At 67.5% G+C, this 18,837-nt stretch carries 23 protein-coding genes and 1 pseudogene; 15 read left to right on the plus strand and 9 right to left on the minus strand.

Annotation, left to right across the window (positions count from 1 at the left end):
* Nucleotides 1-33: 33 nt before the first annotated feature.
* The gene (locus tag AB1285_RS22435; protein ID WP_005052720.1) at nucleotides 34-270 is read left to right on the plus strand and encodes a hypothetical protein; all 237 of its coding nucleotides are present in this window, start codon (nucleotides 34-36) and stop codon (nucleotides 268-270) included.
* On the plus strand, nucleotides 270-1,259 hold the full coding sequence (locus AB1285_RS22440) for a conjugal transfer protein (RefSeq protein ID WP_062635273.1): 990 nt from the start codon (nucleotides 270-272) through the stop codon (nucleotides 1,257-1,259). The genes AB1285_RS22435 and AB1285_RS22440 overlap by 1 nt, the downstream gene beginning before the upstream one ends.
* 38 nt (nucleotides 1,260-1,297) lie before the next feature.
* On the opposite strand, the gene AB1285_RS22445 is transcribed toward AB1285_RS22440, so the two are convergent.
* The gene (locus tag AB1285_RS22445) at nucleotides 1,298-1,465 is read right to left on the minus strand and encodes a hypothetical protein (protein ID WP_429977870.1); all 168 of its coding nucleotides are present in this window, start codon (nucleotides 1,463-1,465) and stop codon (nucleotides 1,298-1,300) included.
* A 141-nt stretch (nucleotides 1,466-1,606) separates the two neighbouring features.
* Here AB1285_RS22445 and AB1285_RS22450 point away from each other — a divergent pair, with 141 nt between their 5' ends.
* The 10 genes from AB1285_RS22450 (at nucleotide 1,607) to nrdH (ending at nucleotide 12,000) form a co-directional block, all read left to right on the plus strand.
* Nucleotides 1,607-2,182, plus strand: coding sequence for a hypothetical protein (locus AB1285_RS22450; RefSeq protein ID WP_062635269.1), 576 nt, complete (start codon nucleotides 1,607-1,609; stop codon nucleotides 2,180-2,182).
* A 578-nt stretch (nucleotides 2,183-2,760) separates the two neighbouring features.
* Nucleotides 2,761-4,134, plus strand: coding sequence for a hypothetical protein (locus AB1285_RS22455; protein ID WP_429977871.1), 1,374 nt, complete (start codon nucleotides 2,761-2,763; stop codon nucleotides 4,132-4,134).
* A 19-nt stretch (nucleotides 4,135-4,153) separates the two neighbouring features.
* Complete coding sequence (locus AB1285_RS22460; protein WP_429977876.1) at nucleotides 4,154-4,825, plus strand: ATP-binding protein; 672 nt, start codon at nucleotides 4,154-4,156, stop codon at nucleotides 4,823-4,825.
* On the plus strand, nucleotides 4,822-6,618 hold the full coding sequence (locus tag AB1285_RS22465) for a hypothetical protein (protein WP_429977872.1): 1,797 nt from the start codon (nucleotides 4,822-4,824) through the stop codon (nucleotides 6,616-6,618). Before AB1285_RS22460 ends, AB1285_RS22465 begins: the two co-directional genes overlap by 4 nt.
* A 40-nt stretch (nucleotides 6,619-6,658) precedes the next feature.
* Entirely contained in the window at nucleotides 6,659-6,859 is a 201-nt protein-coding gene (locus tag AB1285_RS22470) for a hypothetical protein (RefSeq protein ID WP_429977873.1), read from the plus strand.
* Between the two features lie 5 nt (nucleotides 6,860-6,864).
* The gene (locus AB1285_RS22475) at nucleotides 6,865-8,112 is read left to right on the plus strand and encodes a M23 family metallopeptidase (protein WP_251448531.1); all 1,248 of its coding nucleotides are present in this window, start codon (nucleotides 6,865-6,867) and stop codon (nucleotides 8,110-8,112) included.
* Between the two features lie 125 nt (nucleotides 8,113-8,237).
* Nucleotides 8,238-8,831, plus strand: coding sequence for a hypothetical protein (locus AB1285_RS22480; protein WP_193599394.1), 594 nt, complete (start codon nucleotides 8,238-8,240; stop codon nucleotides 8,829-8,831).
* Between the two features lie 882 nt (nucleotides 8,832-9,713).
* Nucleotides 9,714-11,354 (plus strand): FtsK/SpoIIIE domain-containing protein, encoded by a 1,641-nt coding sequence (locus AB1285_RS22485; RefSeq protein ID WP_429977874.1) that lies wholly within the window; start codon nucleotides 9,714-9,716, stop codon nucleotides 11,352-11,354.
* A gap of 55 nt (nucleotides 11,355-11,409) precedes the next feature.
* Nucleotides 11,410-11,688 (plus strand): hypothetical protein, encoded by a 279-nt coding sequence (locus AB1285_RS22490; RefSeq protein ID WP_193599294.1) that lies wholly within the window; start codon nucleotides 11,410-11,412, stop codon nucleotides 11,686-11,688.
* Nucleotides 11,689-11,739: 51 nt separating this feature from the next.
* Nucleotides 11,740-12,000 carry a glutaredoxin-like protein NrdH gene (gene nrdH, locus AB1285_RS22495; RefSeq protein ID WP_193599295.1) on the plus strand — a complete coding sequence of 87 codons (261 nt, stop codon included), beginning with the start codon at nucleotides 11,740-11,742 and terminating at the stop codon, nucleotides 11,998-12,000.
* A gap of 69 nt (nucleotides 12,001-12,069) precedes the next feature.
* On the opposite strand, the gene AB1285_RS22500 is transcribed toward nrdH, so the two are convergent.
* From AB1285_RS22500 to AB1285_RS22515, 4 genes are read right to left on the minus strand one after another with little or no spacing between them, the layout of a single operon-like run.
* A complete protein-coding gene (locus AB1285_RS22500) occupies nucleotides 12,070-12,303 on the minus strand; it encodes a hypothetical protein (RefSeq protein ID WP_251448537.1) in 234 nt (77 codons plus the stop codon).
* A 7-nt stretch (nucleotides 12,304-12,310) separates the two neighbouring features.
* The gene (locus AB1285_RS22505) at nucleotides 12,311-12,532 is read right to left on the minus strand and encodes a hypothetical protein (RefSeq protein ID WP_251448539.1); all 222 of its coding nucleotides are present in this window, start codon (nucleotides 12,530-12,532) and stop codon (nucleotides 12,311-12,313) included.
* Nucleotides 12,529-13,482, minus strand: a complete 954-nt coding sequence (locus AB1285_RS22510) for a DUF3560 domain-containing protein (RefSeq protein WP_251448541.1) — start codon at nucleotides 13,480-13,482, stop codon at nucleotides 12,529-12,531. Before AB1285_RS22510 ends, AB1285_RS22505 begins: the two co-directional genes overlap by 4 nt.
* Complete coding sequence (locus tag AB1285_RS22515; RefSeq protein ID WP_193599299.1) at nucleotides 13,479-13,994, minus strand: hypothetical protein; 516 nt, start codon at nucleotides 13,992-13,994, stop codon at nucleotides 13,479-13,481. Before AB1285_RS22515 ends, AB1285_RS22510 begins: the two co-directional genes overlap by 4 nt.
* A gap of 215 nt (nucleotides 13,995-14,209) precedes the next feature.
* Here AB1285_RS22515 and AB1285_RS22520 point away from each other — a divergent pair.
* From AB1285_RS22520 to AB1285_RS22530, 3 genes and pseudogenes are all read left to right on the plus strand, one after another.
* Nucleotides 14,210-16,600, plus strand: a pseudogene (locus AB1285_RS22520) (type IIL restriction-modification enzyme MmeI); the annotation flags it as partial.
* Nucleotides 16,601-16,708: 108 nt separating this feature from the next.
* Nucleotides 16,709-16,966, plus strand: coding sequence for a type IIL restriction-modification enzyme MmeI (locus AB1285_RS22525; RefSeq protein WP_429977877.1), 258 nt, complete (start codon nucleotides 16,709-16,711; stop codon nucleotides 16,964-16,966).
* On the plus strand, nucleotides 16,963-17,298 hold the full coding sequence (locus tag AB1285_RS22530; protein WP_251448546.1) for a hypothetical protein: 336 nt from the start codon (nucleotides 16,963-16,965) through the stop codon (nucleotides 17,296-17,298). Before AB1285_RS22525 ends, AB1285_RS22530 begins: the two co-directional genes overlap by 4 nt.
* A 479-nt stretch (nucleotides 17,299-17,777) precedes the next feature.
* Here the strand turns inward: AB1285_RS22530 and AB1285_RS22535 are convergent, their stop codons facing one another.
* The 4 genes from AB1285_RS22535 to AB1285_RS22550 form a co-directional block, all read right to left on the minus strand.
* Nucleotides 17,778-18,053 carry a hypothetical protein gene (locus AB1285_RS22535; protein WP_251448548.1) on the minus strand — a complete coding sequence of 92 codons (276 nt, stop codon included), beginning with the start codon at nucleotides 18,051-18,053 and terminating at the stop codon, nucleotides 17,778-17,780.
* Entirely contained in the window at nucleotides 18,050-18,334 is a 285-nt protein-coding gene (locus AB1285_RS22540; protein ID WP_251448551.1) for a hypothetical protein, read from the minus strand. The genes AB1285_RS22535 and AB1285_RS22540 overlap by 4 nt, the downstream gene beginning before the upstream one ends.
* Nucleotides 18,331-18,573 carry a hypothetical protein gene (locus AB1285_RS22545; RefSeq protein WP_370428834.1) on the minus strand — a complete coding sequence of 81 codons (243 nt, stop codon included), beginning with the start codon at nucleotides 18,571-18,573 and terminating at the stop codon, nucleotides 18,331-18,333. The genes AB1285_RS22540 and AB1285_RS22545 overlap by 4 nt, the downstream gene beginning before the upstream one ends.
* A 10-nt stretch (nucleotides 18,574-18,583) precedes the next feature.
* Nucleotides 18,584-18,837, minus strand: a 254-nt coding sequence (locus AB1285_RS22550; protein ID WP_429977875.1) for a hypothetical protein, incomplete at its 5' end; no start/stop codon positions are given.

Below are 18,837 nucleotides of genomic sequence, written 5' to 3' on the forward strand. Positions count from 1 at the left end.
GAGGCATCAGGACTCCGCGGAAGGGACAGAAACGTGAGCGAGAGCAGCACCGCAGACAGCGCCGACGACGCCATGTGGGAAGGATTCAAGCCCGACGCTGCACGCGCGATCCGTGCGCGCCAGGGGTTCGAGGAAGCGGTGGCGAGCACCCTCGACGCACCCTTCGACCCCTCCACGCATGGCCGCGTGGTGAAGGCGGTTGAGGAGCTCTCGGCAGCGGTGCCGGCAGCTCTGCGGGTGGCGCAGCTGCGAGTGGGAGGAGCTGCATAATGGCGCGCCGCGAGAAGACGTCGAAGCCAGCCAAGGAGACGAAGACCGTCCCGGCACAGGGGAGCAGCTGGACCCATGGTCGGCAGCTGGGCGGCAAGGTGCTGTCCGCACTCCTGTTCGCCGCGATCGCGTGTGGGCCCATCGCGCTCTTCGCCGCGGCCGCACGTCCGGCGCCCGTCGTCGCCGCAGCGCCCGAGGCGCAGGCAGCGGGGCTGAGCACGCAGCAGCAGGCTGCCGGCGGTTACGCGGAGGGATTCGTCTCCTCGTGGCTGAGCGCGACGAAGGACGCGCCGGGTGACCTGGCTACCTACGTCGACCTGGCGGCGCTGCGGCAGCTGTCGGTCACGGCCTGGGAGTACCGCGACCTGTCCGTGGTCTCCATCACACCCGTCGACGGCTCGGACTTCGTCAACGTCGTCGTCGCGGCGAACATCAAGGAGCTGTCGGTGACGGACTCCGACGACACCAGCACGACGAGCTGGCCGCGCCGCTACTTCCAGGTGGCGATCGCGGTCAACGGAGACACGGTGCGGGCAGTCGGTCTCCCGGCCCAGATCTCCGCTCCCGTCCAGGGCGAGACAACGTCGCTGGTCTACAAGCAGACCATCGGATCCTCTGACCCGTCTGCGGAGACGGTGTCGGCGTTCCTCGGCGCGTACCTTGCCGGCTCGGGCGACCTGTCCCGATACAGCGCCCCGGACACATCCTTCGTGGCGATCTCGCCCGCCCCCTACGTGATGGTCAACGTCGAGGAGCTGCGGTCGGACCTGACGCCCACGGAGTCCCCGAGCGATGGCGACACCCTCAAGGTGCTCGCGACCGTCTCACTGCTGAGCCCGCTGGACCAGCAAGTGACCTCGACGTACACGCTCACCCTCACCGCGCGTGCCTCCCGCTGGGAGGTCAGCGCCATTGATCTTGCACCGCAAGCGGTCTCCGACAAGGGATCGACAACCCCCACGCCGACACCGTCCGGTAACGGCAACTAAGGAAGGAACACCAACCATGTTCGATTGGATCAACGGGATCACCGCTGATGCGACGACTGCTTTCCGGCGGTCGTGTTTCTCGCAGCAGCAGTGATCTTCTTCGTCGTCGCCGCCAAGGTGCGGTTCGCCATGGCGACGACCATCATCACCGGCATCGCGTGCGGCCTGGCCATGTTCCTCGCCGCCGGCGGTGGCGAGTGGGTCATGGGCCTCATCCAGACCGAGACCGTCGACGCCATCGGAGTGACGATCCACCAGATCGCAGCTCCGGCGGACGTCCTGGTGCTCAACGAGACACCACCGCGGCCGGCGACACGGTCTACCGGCTGGTCGCGTAAGGGGCGAACGTGGCCGATCGCGACGAAGAGAGAGAGGTTGCGCGCTTCTACACGCGCAGCCGCCGGTTCCCAAAGTTCATCGGCCGTCTCCACGACGGCACGAAGATCCCTGGGGGCCCCTACACGCTGACGCAGGGCGTCGTCCTGGCGATCGTCCTGGTCGTCGCGCTGATGACGCAGAGCGTGTGGGGGACTGGCTCTCCGATCGTCGACATTCCCGTCGCTGCCTTCGTGTCCTGGGGAGCAGCGTGGGGAGCCGGAAGGATCCCGGCCACACGCCGGAACCTGCTGAGCATCATCACTAGCGGCATGTCCGCGATGACCCGCCCCGCAGCCGGCCGCTACCGCGGAGTGACCATGCGGGTTCGCCCGCCCCACTTCGCAGGCGGCGGAACAACGATCGCCGAGCCGGTCGGAGCCACGCTCGCCCGCCCGGATAGCGAGAACACCGCACCCGCACCGGAAGCGCCCGTCGTGGCGCAGCCGGTCCTGCAGCCGCGCTCGACGCCGCTGCCGGCGCACGCACCCGCACACGCGGTCAGCGGCGTCGAGCGCCTGCTGCAGCAAGCCCGAGGAGGCAACTGACCATGAGCTACTCATCCCTCCTCCCCATCCTCGGCGGCACGCCGATCACGGTCCCCCTCAGCGGCGGTCGCGATCTGCTGCTGGCCACGCCGACCGACTGAGAAACGAGACGACGATGCAGATTCGGCAACAGCGATGACGAGCAACCTGATGTGGACCCGCTCGGGCGTGGTCTGGGCGACGTGGCGGCTGCAGCCGCTCCCGTATGCCTACGCCACCGCGGCCGCAAAGCAGCTCGTCAAGGCGCACCACCAGGCGCTTTTCCAGGCCCACCGGGGCGAGGGGCTGCTGCTGGGGCTGTGCGCTGACCTGGACCCGGTGTCGATCGTGGAGCGGATGCTGGATGGGGTTCGCATCGACGAGTGCCCCGACTGGGCGCGCGAGGTCGAGCTGACCCTGGACGCGCTCGAGCAGATCCCGCTCGGAACGCGCGCGTTCTGGTTCTCGGTCCCGCTCGCGGCCGGTTCGATGAAGGCGCGCGCGATGTCGGCACTGCGCGCCGCCGACACCAAGCTGCGTGACACGCTGGCTCTTCCCGTCAGCTGCCTACCGACTCCGAGATCGCCGCTGCTGCGCGGATGGCCAAGGAGATCGAGGTCCGCATCCCCGCCGCGTTCCAGCCGACCCGCGCAACGCCCGCCGAGCAGATCTGGATCGCCCTTCACTCGCAGCAGCGCGGCCTCTCCGCAGACCTCGCCGCCCCTGTCCCGCCTGCCGAGGGTACGGAGGACGGATTCGGCGCCGACGAGCTCGCGCACTTCCAGATGCCCTCCGCGATGCCAAACCCTTGGCTCGACGAGGGCGGGCAGAGTGACATCGCCCCCAAGTCCGGGCAGCAGTTCCTCCCGTTCAAGCGCCGCTACCTCAAGGTGCACAGCCCCTACGCGGACGAGACGTCGTCCTACCAGGTGGTGCAGGCCATGGTCGCCGCGCCCAAGGCCGGCTGGGTCTCGCCCGGCGTCGAGTGGATCTCACACGTCGACCAGTTCCCCCTCGACGTCGACTGGGGGATCCGTTTCACCGTCACCGGCGCCGACGAGGTCAAGCGTCGCAACAAGAAGGCCGAAACCGCCATCGAGGAGCAGTACAAGCATCAGGAGGGCACCGCGACGATCACCGGCGGCGGATCCGACCTCGGCGAGATCGCAGAGACGCTGGCCGCGTACCACGCCTCCCTCAACCGCTCCGACAAGGAGGTCGAGGTTCAGGCGACGGTGCTGTTCGCTGTGGGGGCAGATACCGCCGATCTCGCGAAGGCCAAGGGCCGATTCGTGGCAGACGAGTACAAGCGCGCCGACTTCCTCCTCGAGGCGCCCCTGGGCGGTCAGGAGGAGCTTTGGTGGGCGATGATCCCCGGCACGCCCACCGGGCGCATCGTCCGTGAGCTCACCCAGATCACGACCGGCCGGGAGTTCGCGACCGGAGTGCCGCTTTCCAGCAACGAGCTCGGAGACGAGAAGGGCGCCCGCTTCGGCGAGAACATCAGCACCGCACGCCACACCCCGATCCTCCGCGACGCGGACGGCAGTATCCAGGCCGACACCAGCGCCAGCTTCGGCGTGGTCGCCGAGCTCGGCGCCGGCAAGAGTGTGCTGCTCAAGGGAGACATGGGCGACACGGTCGACCGCAACGGCCGCGTCGTCGCGATCGACCGCACAGAGGCCAAGGAGTACGCGGTCTTCGCGCAGAGCCTCCGGCCGGACACCACGACGATCGTCGACCTGATGACCCCGGAGTACTCGCTGGACCCGCTGCGGGTGTTCGGCCCTCTCGTCGGCGCACGCATGGTGCAGTCGCTCTTCGCGGTGATTGCTCGGCATCCGGGCTCGCGACTCCCGAGGCGTTGCCCTGTCCCGCCTCCTCGAGCCGGAGTACGTCGCCGCGCACGACATCACCAGCCTCGGTCGCCTGCGGGCACATCTCAAGACGATCTCCTCCGCGGAGAGCGATGAGCTGTCGGGCCTGATCAACCTGGTCGCGTCGAAGGACATCGGCGAGGTCCTCTTCAACGACGGGCTGACCGCTGTCGACCTGAAATCGCGTGCCCTGGTCTTCCTCACCCATGGGCTGTCGCTGCCGGACAAGACCGAGCTCGAGCACGCGCACCTGTTCGAGGAGATGCCCCTGGAAAAGATCTACGGCCGCGCGATGTACGCGATGCTCATGGGGATCTCCCGCGAGGTCTGCTTCATGAACCCCGGCGAGCTCGCCGGCGCCTACTTCGACGAATGCCACCACATCACCCAGTCACCCGAGGGTGAGCGCGACCTGCGCATCGGCATCCGCGATGGCCGCAAGCACCGCGCGTTCTTCGCCCTTGGCTCCCACGATCCCGCCGACTTCGGTGAGACCCAGACGCGCGGCCTGCTCAAGACCCGCTACGTGATGCGTCAGACCGACAAGGATCTGGCGCGCCGCGCGATCGAGTGGTTGACCGGCGAGCCTGCAGACCCGGCGATGGTCCAGGTGGTCACCGAGGATCTGTCGCCGCTCGGCCCGGACGGCAAGGTCGCCCCTGAGCGGCGCGGTGAGGGCCTGGTCCGTGACCAGCGCGGCCGGATCGGAAAGTTCCGCAAGACGCTCCCCGAGCGCCCCGACCGACGCGAAGCGGTGCTGTCGACTCCGTCTCTGGTGACGCCATGATCGGGTTCTACCGGCACACCTTCGAGACCCTGGGCGGCGCGTTCTGGCGGATCCGGTTCTGGGTGCATGATCACCCCCGGTGTAGCAAGGTCTTCGCCGTGATCCTGATCGACCTGTTCCTGGTCCTGTTCGGCAACACGTACTGGGCCTTCGCCGCTGACGGTGGCGGCTCGTCCCCGTTCATGCTCGGCGGCGACATCACCGACAGCGACGGCGTCCCCCTGACCAACTACACGGTGCTCCCGCTTGACCGCGGCGACGTGTTCACGATGGGGAAGTTCTTCATCTCCATGTGGATCGACCCGATCTGGACCGGGCATCTGGGTCTGGTGTCGTGGATGATCTGGTTCTGCGACTGGCTGCTCTCCTTCGAGTGGGTCGACATCGTCGCGGCACCGTTCGGTGCGCTGGCCGACCTCCTGCAGGACTTCCTCGGCGAGATCGCGTGGATCCCGTTCGCGCTGACGATCGCCGGCGGAGTCGCAGGCCTGGCGATCATGCTCGGCCGGCACTCCACCGGGTGGGCGGAGCTGTTCATCTCGGCGTGCTGCGCAGTGCTGGCAACCGGGCTGCTCGCCAACCCGATCGCCTCGCTCACCGCCGCCGGCGGCGCCTTCGACACCGCCCAGGAGTACGGCGGTCAGATCGCCGCCGTCGTCGTCACCGACGACATCAACAGCACGGAGCTCGACTCCGAGAACCTGCTGTCCGCTGCGGTCACATCGCAGCTGGTCGACATCTTCGTGAAGATCCCTGCGCAGACGATCGCGTTCGGCCACGCCCTCGAGGGGCAGTGCGCCACGACCTTCACCGACACGATGACCAGCTCGGCGCCTATCCAGACCGGCGGCAACGAGGTCCGCGACGCGGTCGGCGGCTGCGACGAGGAAGCGAAGACGTTCAACCAGAACCCCAACTTCGGCCAGGTGCTCACGGCTGTCACGATGACCCCCGGCGCGTTGACCCTGTTCATCCTCCCGATGGCATTCGCCGTGCTGTTCCTGGTCACGGTGCTCGGCTTCCTGATCTCCGCGATCAAGACCATGTGGAACGTCTACATCGGGATCCTCCCGGTCAACCGATACCCGCTTTGGAAGTCCCTCGCCGACACCTTCATGGGCCTGGTCGCGATCGTCTTCATGGCGGTCGTCATGGCTGCCGTTCTCAAGCTGACCGTCGCAGCAATCACCGGGCTCAGCAGCCTGGGGATCCCGCTCGTCGCGCAGATGACCTTCGCAACGCTGGTGATGATCGTGCTGCTGTTCCTGATCATCCGGGCGCGCCGGATCGCGAAGAAGACAGGCCAGTCGATCGCCGAGCAGCTCTCGCGGTACGGCATCGGCAAGGGTGGCCCGACGCAGCGCGACGGGGTCAAGACCGTCGCGGCGATGGGCGCCGTGTCGACGATCGCGGCCGCGGCTCTGCGCCGCCCTGACAACACGGTCGACGCGCGCTCCATCAACTTCGGCGCTGCGGCCGCGCAGGACATCGGCACAATGACCGCCACACGCCCGCCCGCGACGCCTATGCCGCCCTCTTCGCCATCCGGCGGCTCGTCGGGCCGTCCGGCGCTCCCGTCGCCGCAGAAGGGCCCTGGGGGCGGATCAGCGGCGGGTGCCGCCGCCAAGGCATCGAAGACGGCGGATCTGGTGTTCACGGCCGCGCGAATCGGTAAGGGCGCCGCAGCTGGCGGTCTTGCCGGCGCCGCCGGCGCCGCGGCGCTCGAGGTCGGTGGCCGGGTGGCGACCAAGGGGGCATCCAAGGCGGTCTCCGCGGCCGCGTCCCGCCGGTAGCAGCACGCCACGAGCTGCCGGTGACCCGAAGGTGGTTCCGATGGTCGTCGACCCGGCGCCGACGTCGACGCGCACCCCGGACGGCCCGCGCCGCATCGTCGTGGACTCTTCGGGCATGGGGCACATCGAACGGCGCCCCTCCTCCTCCGGGGTCGTCGACATCACGTCGCTGCCACCGCGCGCCCCTCGATCCCCGCGCAGCGGTGAGATGCGTGCCCGGCTCGCGATCGCGCAGAAGTAGTCCGCATGTCCGCATCGGGAGTGCTCGAGCGCACCGCTGACGTCGCAGGCGCCGCCAGCGGTGGAGACGACGGGGACGGAGGCGGCTCGCGCAAGGTCATCCTCTGGGTGATCGCGCTCGTGCTGGTGCCGGTGGTGATCTTCGCCGGCTACACGATGTTCCTGATGATGGCGATCGCCGGCGCCTCCGGCGGCGGGTCGTCGCAGTGCACAGCGGGTTCGCTGACAACCGACAAGCTCGAGGTCCAGACCACCGGAGGATCGACCCGCACCCTCGGTGCGACCGAGCTCAGCCACGCGGCCACCATCCTCGCGGTCGCTCGATCCCTGGGTGTGTCCGCGCGAGGACAGCAGATCGCGATCATGACCGCGCTGCAGGAGTCCGGCCTGAAAATGTATGCCAACTCCTCGGTGCCCGAATCTCTCGACTACCCCCACGACGCGGTTGGCAGCGACCACGACTCGGTCAACTACTTCCAGCAGCGCGTGTCGGGCTGGGGCACCGTCGAGGATCTCATGGACCCCGTCTACGCCGCCAAGGCGTTCTTCGGCGGCGAGGAGGGCCCCAACGGCGGATCTCCTCGAGGACTGCTCGACATCCCCGGCTGGGAGGAGATGGGGCTGGGAGAGGCTGCGCAGACCGTGCAGGTCTCCGCGTACCCGACCGCCTACGACAAGTGGGAGCCCGCCGCTCAGCAGATCATCACCGCGGTCGGCGGGTCGGTCAGCTGCGACAGCAGCACCGTCGTCGGGCAGGCCGCATTCCCGCTCTCTCCGGGCTACCAGATGACGTCCGGCTACGGTCCCCGCGACATCTCGGTCCCTGGCGCCTCCTCGTGGCATGTTGCGATCGACCTGCAGCACTGGCCGAACCCGTGCGGCGACCCCGTCTACGCGATCCTGCCTGGCACGGTGACCCTCAGCAGCTCGCTGTGGCTGTCAATCAAACACCCCGATGGGTTCGTGGTCTCCTACCTGCACATGTACAAGAGCGAGCGCCTCGTCGACGTCGGGGACACCGTCACTGCCGGCCAGCAGATCGGTGCGGTCGGGAACGTGCCGCCCAGCGGAGGATGCCACCTGGACTTGCGCATCAACAAGAACGGGACGACCAACGCGGCCGTCGCCGCGCTGCGGGAAGCACCTGCTCTGGGTGCTCCCGCCCAGTACGCCGGCTTCGTGGACCCCGAAGAGTTCCTCCGCCTCTACGGCATCGAGATCTGCCCCACAGACGGCACCTGCCGGCGCCTCTAGCCCCCTGGAAACCCGCGCGATATCACGGTTTGCGCCCTACTGACGACCTGGAAACCGGCCTGTAGTGTGGGGATCAGCCCCGGCCCGAAACGGGGCCGAAGCCTCCCCCATTCAGACGGTGACTCGTGCCCTCAACAGATGTCAGCGCCACTGGCGACGCCGACCGACCCGCAGGGTCAGTCTCGGCCACCGGCTACCGCTCAATCGCGTACTTCCTCCCGGTTGCCCTGCACTCGCGGCTCAAGGCTGCGTGGTGGGCGACGAGAGACGAACCGGAGGGCGCGCCGGCGTTGGCCGGTCTCGTCGAGGTCGCGATCGGCCACGAGGCCGACCGTCTCGAGCAGCTCTACAACGAGGGCGTCCCGTTCCAAGCCGCGCCCACCCGCGCCCAGGGGGTCAACCCCAAGGGGGCTTCCGGGTACCGCCACCAGACCTACTACCTGCCGGTTGCCCTGCATGCGCGGCTCAAGGCTGCGTGGTGGGCGACGAAGGATAAGCCGGAGGGCGCCCCAGCGTTGGCCGGTCTCGTCGAGGTCGCCTTCGAGCGCGAAGCGAGCCATCTCGAGCAGCTCTACAACGAAGGCGTCCCGTTCCCGCCGGCGCCGGCCAAGGCACGGGGCATCAGTCGTGCCGCAGCGCAACGTCAAGGCGAGTGGCTCCGCGGCGAATGGGAGCGCCGGCGGCAGGCGCAGACCCCGCCCGACGCCACCGACGACTGACCTCACCCCGGCGAGCTCCGGGGTGTTGCAGGGAGTATGCGCCGCAGTATGCCGCCGATATGCGCCGCGATATTGCGCCATACCTGCGCGAGGGTTGCTGCTGGAAATATTTCCCAGGGGGAGGGGGTCAAGCTCGATTCGACAACCGTGCCTGCGGCAGAACGCCAATCGGGCTTGATCCTATCACCCGTGTCAAGCGCGGGTGTAGCGGAGGTATTGCGCTCATGCGCGCCGCGATGTGGCGCAATACCCGTTTCCAGTCCACCGTCTCGATCTCCTCGGGCTCACTCTGGCGTAGGGGACATCACGAGTGCGTCAGGGCACGCGGAGAATCCGCGATGTCCGCGAAGGAGCCGATCGCCGGCCTATACCTCGCAAGAGGGTCGTGAAGTACTCGGCCCGCTCAGGAGGCTCGAATGGCAACTCGTGTGGCATCACGTCCGCCGGCACGACCGCCCGCACCGGCAGCGGTGGCGTTGGGTGTTCTTCCCCGACGTCAGCTGACCGGGATCATCCCGGCGCTGCTGTGCATCGCTCTGGCGACGGCAGTGACGGGGCTGAACGCGGTGCGGCCGTTCACCGATCTGGTTCCGCTGCTGTGGGTCGTCGCGGTGCTGCTCGCCGCCGCCGCCGTCGTGTCCGGTGTGCGCACCTTCCAGCGTGAGGGTCGGATGGACCCGGCGATCGAGGCGGTGCTTCCACTGCTCGGCGCGGCGCAGCCGACGCGCGCGCTCGTCGAGCCGGTGAAGTGGACCCGCGGATGGGTGGGACTCCCGGAGCGCATCAAGATCCGATACGCCTCACACGTCGACGACACCGATCCTCGCTTCGTCGATCAGATCCTCGCCGGCCTGGCCCGCCGGCTCGGAGCGGAGTACCGGTGTGCGCAAGCACAACTCGAGGCGCTGCGTGCTCGTCGTCGAGCTCGCCCCAGCCAGCGATCCGATCTCCCGCGAGCAGCAGCGCGCGATCGAGGTCGTCAAGCTGGTCATCGACCCGAGCGCGAACGTCTCTGTGAAGAGCGCCGAGGACGGATCGGTCTCGAAGATCGAGGTCAAGCACAACGTGGGGCCGAAGATGGCCATCGCCGCCCGACGCTCTCAGGTCGAGAAGGTGGTCTCTTCGATGCTTCCCGGCCGGTGGCGGGCGCACTGGGATCTCGAAGGCGACAAGATCACGTTCGAGGTCCGGCCGACGATGCCAGACATGGTCCTGCACGAAGTGGAGCCCGCAGCCGCGCTCACCCATGCCGCCTACAAGGCGTTCAGGATCCCGATCGGCCCCGACGAGGACGGCCAGATCCAGTCGTGGCATCCGGCGGTCTCTCCGCACTGCCTCGTCATCGGTGGCACCGGATCGGGCAAGACCAGCTTTCAGCACACGGTGCTCACCCACCTGGCGCACGCGCACTGGCGGGTGTGGGTACTCGATGGGAAGAGGATCGAGTTCGCCGGGTTCCGGGACTGGCCCAACGTCGAGCTCGTCGGCGCGCGCGTGGAGCACCAGGTGCGGATGCTGCATGCCGCGCACGAGCTCATGGAGGAGCGGTACTCGCAGCTCGAGAACGGCACGGCCCGTCTCGAGGACTTCGACCCGCTCGCCCTGATCATCGACGAGTACGCGACGTTCAAGGCGCGCGTGCAGCGGTGGTACAAGACGGTCAAGCCCAAGGGGGCGCCAGCGCAGGCTCCCGTCCTCGATCTGCTCTCCGACCTCGCCCGCCTGGCGCGATCCGCGAAGATCCACATCCTGCTGGGCCTGCAGCGTCCCGACGTCGAGTTCCTCGGCGGTGAGATGCGAGACAACTTCGGCGCCCGCGTCAGCTTCGGCCGTCTCTCTCCGCAGGGCGCCAACATGATGTGGGACAGCTTCGCGGTCGGTGTCGCGATCCCGCGCAACAAGCGCGGCCGTGGCGTCACCCTGAACGCCGAGTCCCTCCCCGTTGAGATCCAGGCGTTCTACACGCCGGATCCAGCGAAGCTCGACTCCACCGACAAGGGCGACTGGGATCACCTGGCGGCGCTGCGCCCCGAGGTCGCGGACTACGAGCGGATGATGGTGCGCGACCCGGAAGCGGAGCTCACCGACGATGGCGAGGGCGAGGAGATCGAGCCCGACTACTTCCAGTGGGCTTCGGCCGAGATCGTCCCGTGGGATCCCGCGGCCTCGTCGACGAGCAAGCACGAACCCCTCCGCCCCGCGAACGTCACTCCGCTGGACCCGCGCGAGCGAGTCAGGTTCGTCCCCGATGTCGACGACGAGACACCTGACGTCGACGCGGCCGCGGACGGCGACGGGTACGGCGAATCGCTCGAGGGGCCCGCGGTGGAGCTCGAGGTCGGAGATCTCCTGCTCGTCGACTCGGCCTTGGGCCTGTGGGCCGTGATCGAGGGTGTGGAGCCCGATGTCGTCGACGACGAGTACCTCGCGATCGAGTACCGCGACCTCGACAACGGCGAGGACGGGTTGCTGACGGTCTTCGACAACTCGGTGGTCAGCTACCGCCGACCCGAGGCTGCGTGATCGTGGCCGCCATGACGCTGCGGGCCACCTGGCCCCGAGAGAAGGGATGAGCCGGATGTCGAACCAGAGCGTGTCGGAAGACGACTGGATCTCGCTGCTGCTGATCGCCGTGCTCGTCCTGGCTAGCGGCGCCGTGTCGCTGGGGATGTTCCTCGATCCGCTGCGCGCGTGGATGCTGCAGTACCACTTGCTCGAGCAGGGCGATGCCGTGGCGATCGCTGTCGTCGACGGCGTTGGGCTCGGCTGGGGGCAGATCCTCGTCATTCTCGCGATCCTGATCGGTGCGATCGCGCTCATCGTGTGGCTCAAGCGCCGCGCGGCTGCCCGTGTCTGAGCTGTCCGCCATGCTCAGCAAACGAGACCCAGAAAGGAGGAGAGATCACCCATGACAACCACACTGACGAACGGCGACAAGTCGATCACGCTGTTCACGAAGCCATCGTGCGTGCAGTGCACCGCGACGTATCGCGCACTGGATGCGAAGGGCATCGACTACGACGTCGTCGACCTCAGCGAGGACGCCGCGGCGCTCGAGCAGGTCAAGTCGCTCGGCTATCTGCAGGCGCCGGTCGTCATCACGGATGAGGATCACTGGTCGGGCTTCCGTCCCGACAAGATCGACGAGCTCGCGCAGCGGCTCGCGTGACTGACAGCAGAGGCCCCGCCGGCAGCTCTTCGCCGGCGGGGCCTCTGCTCTGCTCGTCCGAGTGGGACATCATCTGTGCGGCATGTGCGCCGCTGCCCACCGCTGCAGCAGCTCCTCCCGGAGAGGCCTGTTCAGCTCGAGCATCCGCCGAACCCCGACCGGCGCTGCATCCGTCGGCGTGCCGACGTCGAGCGTGCGCAGCCCGAGATGCTCGCAGGCCCATGCTGCGAGCTCGTCGAGCTCCACAGTGACGGTGGCGGTGACGTCAACGCGCTGCTGCCACTGAACCTTGTAGGCGGGCATCGGACGCTCAATCAGGATTGCGGAAGAAGTCGATCACGAGCGCGATGGTGAGGGGGACGAGGATCACCGCTACAGCGGTGATGATGATGCGATCAAGGATCGGCGCGGCGAGGATCCCGAGCCACCCAGCGAGGACCGCGGCCGCGATGTACAGCAGCGCGATCGCGAGCCGGCGGAGCCAACGAGTCGTGGGCTCCGGGATCGTGCGGGGACGGGCGGCGATGGTCATGAGCTCGCCCCGCTCTGGCCGGCACGGTGCTCGCGGATATGCGTGTACGGGACGGTGCCACGGTGGCCGTAGGCGTCGACGATCGTGACGCTCTTCGGGTTTGTGCGCGTGACGGTGCACCAGCTACCGAAGTACTTGATCTGGTCCCCGACGTCGATGGTGTCCCTGCTGTGGTCGGTGGCGACACCGGTCGCGATCTGCTCGGCCCGGACCTCCTGCCAGTAGATGAGCTGATCATCGGTCGCGGCCAGCTCCCGCTCGAGCCGCTCGGCGTAGGCGCCGGTCGCTGCGACCGTGACCTCGACATACCCGCCGGGGAGGGTGCGTCGGGAACCGTCGAGACGTCGACGGATCCCGGCAAGGTCTGCACGGAGCTTCTCGATCCGGTTCGCCACAGTGATCGGCGCGTACCGCGCATCGTTCGACGCGGCCGCGATGTCGGCACGCACCTGGGCGCGCCGTGCCTCCGCGTCGGCGTCGATCGAGCGGCGGATCGCCGCGTCCGCCTTCGCGATCGCTCGGCGGTGGCCGGCCTCCGAGTGGTGTCCGACCTTGATGGGCTCGCCACCTTCAGGGAGACGTCGCAGCGCGCGTGCTGCGCGCTCCGCCTCCTCTGTGGCGTCCTGTTGGCGCCGAGCGGCGCGCTCCGACAGTGCGGCAGCGCGGTCGTCCCTGCGGTCGACCAGGTCAGCCTCGACGACGGCCGCAGCCCGGCGTTCATAGTCGATCGAAATCTCGACAACGAACCCGGCAGAGGTGAGCTGCTCGGCGGTGCGGTTGATGATCGCGGTCTTCGGTTCGCGGTCGCGGGAGTGGGGGATGTACCAGGATCCGAGCGCCCGGCTCCACCGCCAGCCGTTGGCCTTGAGAGCATCGGCCGTGCCGTCGCCCCGGCTGGTCCCTTCGATGAGGGTGCCTTCCGCGGCAGCGTGGATGATCGTGAGCGTCATGGCCGGCTCCCTTCCCGCGCGGCCGCGTCGTGGGCGAGCGGGTGACGGAACCCGATCTCCCGTTCCCAGACCTCCGCGGCGCGGTGCAGGCCCTCGTACTCCTTCACGCCCAGGTGGTCGGGGGAGTCGACGAGCGTCCGGTGGGCGAACCGACGTGCGATCGCGTCGCCGAGGCGTTCGACGAGGTCACGCGCAGGGGACTGATCCCATCCGGGGTGGTGGCAGGAGACTTCGGCGAGTAAGAGACGGCTGCGCTCGATCTGCAACGCCTGCTCGTCATCGGCCATGGGGACGATCTCGGCGACCGGCTGCCATTCGTAGCGCGGTGCGGCGATGTGCTGCTTGATCGCGTAGCTGACGCTCGCGTAGTTCTCGTCCCAGAGGCTCTGACCCATCCGGTCGGCGTTCTCCGCGAGCTCGCGCGGAGTGTTGCTGCGGTAGGCGGGCGTGGAAATGTAGGCGGCGGTGACCAGCAGGTCGATGGTGTCGCGGTTCACGGGAAACGCGCGCATGATGAGACCCCCTCGGTAGGTGGTGAATGTGACATTCACTACCCTAGGGCCGGTAGTCACCCATGTCAATGCATGATGATGATGATGCCGCCGCAGCATCCCCAGCCACGCCGTGGGCAGGGTGGGTGGTATGAGGCGAGAGGGGCCTGGGCGGATACCGTTGGGATCGTGCCGAAGTCACTGTCGATGAATGAGATCCGAGCCCGCGCTGCGCAATTCACCCGCGATTGGCAGGATGAGCCCGGCGACGAGCGACAGCAAGCGCAATCTTTCGTTCGGGATCTGCTCGGCGTGTACGGGATCACCCAGACCCGCGCGGCGTTCTACGAGAAGCGCGTCAAGCGCTCATCGACCGGCTCGCGCGGATACATCGACGCGCTGATCCCTGGTCTCGCACTTATCGAGATGAAGTCGGCCGGCAAAGATCTCGTTGCGGCCGAGCAGCAGGCGCTCGACTACATCGACGACCTTCCCGACCCGGAGGTTCCTCGGTGGGTCATCACGAGCGACTTCCGCCGGTTCCGCCTGCTCGACCTTCACGCTGAGAGCGAGGGCGTGCAGGAGTTCACCCTGACCCAGATGCGGGATCGTGCCGACGCGCTGGCGTTCCTCGCCGGGTACGGTGAGCGCACCTTCGGATCGAAGGCGCAGGAGTCGGCGTCAATCAAAGCGGCGAAGCTGATGGCGTCCCTCTACGAGGCTCTCGAGGGGTCTGGGTACGACGATCACGAGGCGTCGGTGTTCCTGGTGCGCACCTTGTTCGCCCTCTACGCTGATGACGCCGGAGTGTGGGATCGCGATCTGTTCCTCGAGTTCCTCGAGACCCGCACCGCGACGGATGGTTCCGACCTCGGGCCTCAGCTGTCGTTGTTGTACCAGGTCATGGGGCGCGAGCCGTCTCGTCGGCAGTCGAACCTCGACGAGCTAATCTCGCGGTTCCCCTACGTCAACGGCGGGGTCTTTGAGGAATCGGTGTCGATCCCGTCGTTCGATGCCGGCATGCGTGACCGGCTGATCTCGGCGGCGATGTTCAACTGGTCTGCGATCTCGCCGGCCATCTTCGGCAGCCTCTTCCAGGCTGTCAAAGACAAGGCAGCTCGGCGTGAGCTCGGTGAACACTACACAACCGAGACCAACATCATGAAGGTCATCGGCCCGATGTTCCTCGATGAACTGCGGCAGCGGTTCACGGACGGATATCACGACACCGCCAAGCTCAAGAAGTTGCGTGCCGACATGGGGCTGATGCGGTTCCTGGATCCAGCGTGCGGCTGCGGCAACTTTCTGGTGGTCGGTTACCGGCAGATGCGAGCACTCGATCTTGAGGTTCTGCTGCGGATCCAGGAGTTGTCCGGCGAGACGGCCCGCACGATGTTCTTCACCGAGGAGCACCTGGCCGTGCGGCTATCGAGCTTCCACGGGATTGAGCTCGAGGAATGGCCTGCCCAGATCGCAGCGACGGCACTGCACCTGGTGGAGCACCAGGCGAACCAGGCGATGGAGCTGGCGCTAGGATCTGCGCCCGATCCGCTGCCACTGGACAAGATCAAGAGCATCGTCGTCGGCAACGCGCTGCGCGTCGATTGGGCAACCGTCCTAGGACCGACCGAGCACCTGTACATCATGGGAAACCCACCCTTCCTCGGCCACGCCACCCGCTCGTCAGAGCAAGCGCAGGAACTGCGCGACGTGTGGCGGCGGGACGACATTGGGCGGCTGGACTACGTCACCGGCTGGTATGCGAAGGCGCTCGAGTTGCTCGGCCGTCCCGGCTACCGGGGCGAGTTCGCCTTCGTCTCGACGAACTCGATCGCGCAGGGGAGCCTGTGCCGGCGCTCTTCGGCCCTGTGTTCGCCGCAGGGTGGCGAGTCAAGTTCGCACATCGGACATTCGCCTGGTCCAGTGAGGCGCCCGGTGCCGCGGCAGTGCATTGTTCGGTGATCGGATTCGACCGGCCGTCGAGGAAGAGGGCGCGGCTGTTTGACTACTCCGGAAACCTCAAAGGCGAGCCCGTCGAGATCCCCGTGGTGGATCAGCTCAACGGCTACCTGGTGGACGGCCCGATTGTCCTGGTCGATCAGCGCCGAAGCCCACTGGCCTCGGCGCTTCCTCCAATGGTGTTCGGGAACATGGCTCGTGACGACGGCAACCTCCTGATCGAGCCAGGCGACTACGCGGAGGTCATGGCGGATCCGATCGCCGCGAAGTACGTCCGACCGTTCGTCGGCGCCCGGCAGCTCATCCACAACGAGCCCCGGTGGTGTCTGTGGCTCGTCGATCTGGACCCCAGCGACATTGCCCGCTCACCGATACTCCGCCGGCGGCTGGATGCCGTGCGCCAGTTCCGCGCAGCATCGAGGGCCGAGTCCACTCGGCAGATGGCGGAAACGCCGCACCTATTCGGTCAAAGGTCGCAGCCCGACACGCCCTATGTCTGCGTGCCGCGGCATGCGAGCGAGACCCGCAAGTTCTTCCCGACAGCCCTGTTCACCCCGGATGTGATCTGCGGTGACGCCAACTTCAAAGCAGATGACCCGGACGGCCTCGCGTTCGCAGTGATCTCGTCTTCGGCATTCATCACCTGGCAGCGCACCATCGGAGGCCGCCTCGAGTCTCGTCTGCGCTTCTCGAGCACCCTGACGTGGAACACCTTCCCGCTGCCTGCCATCACCGATTCACAGCGTGCCGCGATCATCGCCGGCGGCCGAGCCGTTCTGGATGCGAGAGCGCTACGCCCAGAACGCTCGCTCGCAGACCACTACAACCCCCTGGCGATGTCGCCCGAGCTGCTCCGTGCCCACCGCGAACTCGACGCTGCTGTCGACAAGACTCTGGGGCTGCGTGGAGCAGCAACGGAAGCTGACCGGTTGCGAGCGCTGTTCGCCAGCTTCGCGAAGCTCACTACAGCGAATGAGCTCGCGATGCCGAAGAAGCGTCCCCGTAAGGCGAGAGCCGTGAGCGCGGCGTCGTGAACTGGCCGTACCCGACCGTCCCCGTCGACGGGATCGCGACGGTTGATGAGGACGGCGAAAATCAGGTCTGCGCTTGCGGCAATGATTCGGCTACCCAGGATTGGCGAAGTGCCGATCGTCACGGGTGCCTTACCTTCGATGCGGCGGGTTCGTCCGATCCGAACGAGTTCGCGGTGTGCCCGGTGTGCGGCCGCGTGTATCCCAACGCTGCGCTGTTCCGGGGTGCCGCGGCGGCTGTCGCCCGCTATGAGATCACGAGCGCCAAGGTCGTTGCTGCGCTACAACGGTATGACCACGATGCCTACGGATCCGGCGCGCCGTTGACGAGCTGACGGCAGCGGCTCAGCGCGCGGTTGTCAGTGCGTCAGCATAAGGTTCGCTGTTGTGGTGCAGCACTGGTCTCCGATGTCTCAGCTGCAGGCGTCACCGGAGCCGGGGATCTGGTACGTGTTCGATCACAGTAAGCGGATCGCGATTATCCGCCATGTCGAGATCCGCGGCCGCAGGCTGTTGCGGTCGGTGACGTTTGATCGAGATCCCGATCGGCGAGTGTTGATCGGCTACTTCCCGGACGATGCGATGCGTCTCGCGGTTGAGTGCACCTGGTCTGAGTATGTGAGGGCGACCGGCCCTCCGGTTAGTAATCGTCGATGATCGCGTGCCGCCGGGGCAAGAGAAACGGCACCCGGCCGGAGCGTGGAAATTGTCACATTCACCAACGATCCAACTGAGGAGGAGCCATCGCCCCGAGGGGCGGGAGGGAACCTGCTCAACAGCCGGGTGCCGCGCCTTAGTGTACCGCGCGGGGCGGTCAGAGCGGGGGGGATTGCAGGAGCTCGTCCGCGACTCTGTCGAGCAGCTGCGGGGTGAGCTGTTCGTGCCGGCCGGCGCGCTTGATGGCGTCGATCGTCGCGAGGATCGTGGTGTGCGCGTCCGGTGCGGCCGGGATGGTCTTCTGTGCCCGGCGGATGCGGGCGCTGAGCTCGAGGATCGCGGCTTCGTCTCGCTCGTTGTTCGCGTAGCCGGCGGCAAGCTCGAGCGCCTGGTGCAGCAGGCGGATCTCGGCGGTGGTCAACGGCGTGGTCATCGTGTCCTCATGTTCAGGAGCTCGGCGGTCAGTTGGGCAAAGCGCGCGTCGACGTCGCGCGGGTCGGCAAGGTCGGCGTCAGGAGCGATGGGGCGGGCGTCGTAGAAGTGGTGACGGATGACGCGGCCGCGGTCGTCGACGAAACCTGCTCCCTCACCCTCGATCGGTTCGAGGAGGGTGACGACGTCGACCGTGAGCTCTCGTGCAGTGCCGCGTTCCCTGATGAGGGTGCGGTCTCCGATGTGCAGCGCGGGCCACGGGGCGAGCTCGGGGTCGGTCATGGGACTTCCTTCCGTGCGGCGGGGGATGGGCGACGCAGTCGTCGAGCGGACTTGGGGATGGGTTCGTTGCGGGGCAGCTTGGCGAGGAGCCAGTCGTCCCGGACGGCTATGGCGGCGGCGAAGCACGTCATGAGTGTGGGGTGGTGGTGGTTGGCGCATCCGGCGCGGGTCTGGCATCCGAGGTCGTAGCCCTCGGGGCTGCCGTGGACGATCCTCTTGGCGACCTCGTCGGATAGCATCGCCGGCTCCTCAGTCGAAGGTGGCGTCGATCAGGAGGTCGAGCGCGTCGGCGAGCTCGCGGAGACGATAGCTACGTCGGCCGGCGATGACGTGGCCGAACAGATTGACGAAGTGCAGCTCGCGGGTGGCGGTGTCGGCGACAGCGACGGTATGGACGTCGTGCGCGTCGATGTATTGCCAGCTGATGATGTAGTTGCGGCCGGCGACGTGCGCCTGCGCCCAGCGAAGGAGCAGCGCGCCGAGCGGGCCCTCTTCGGAGGCGC

The sequence above is a fragment of the Microbacterium sp. NRRL B-14842 genome, from assembly GCF_050470785.1.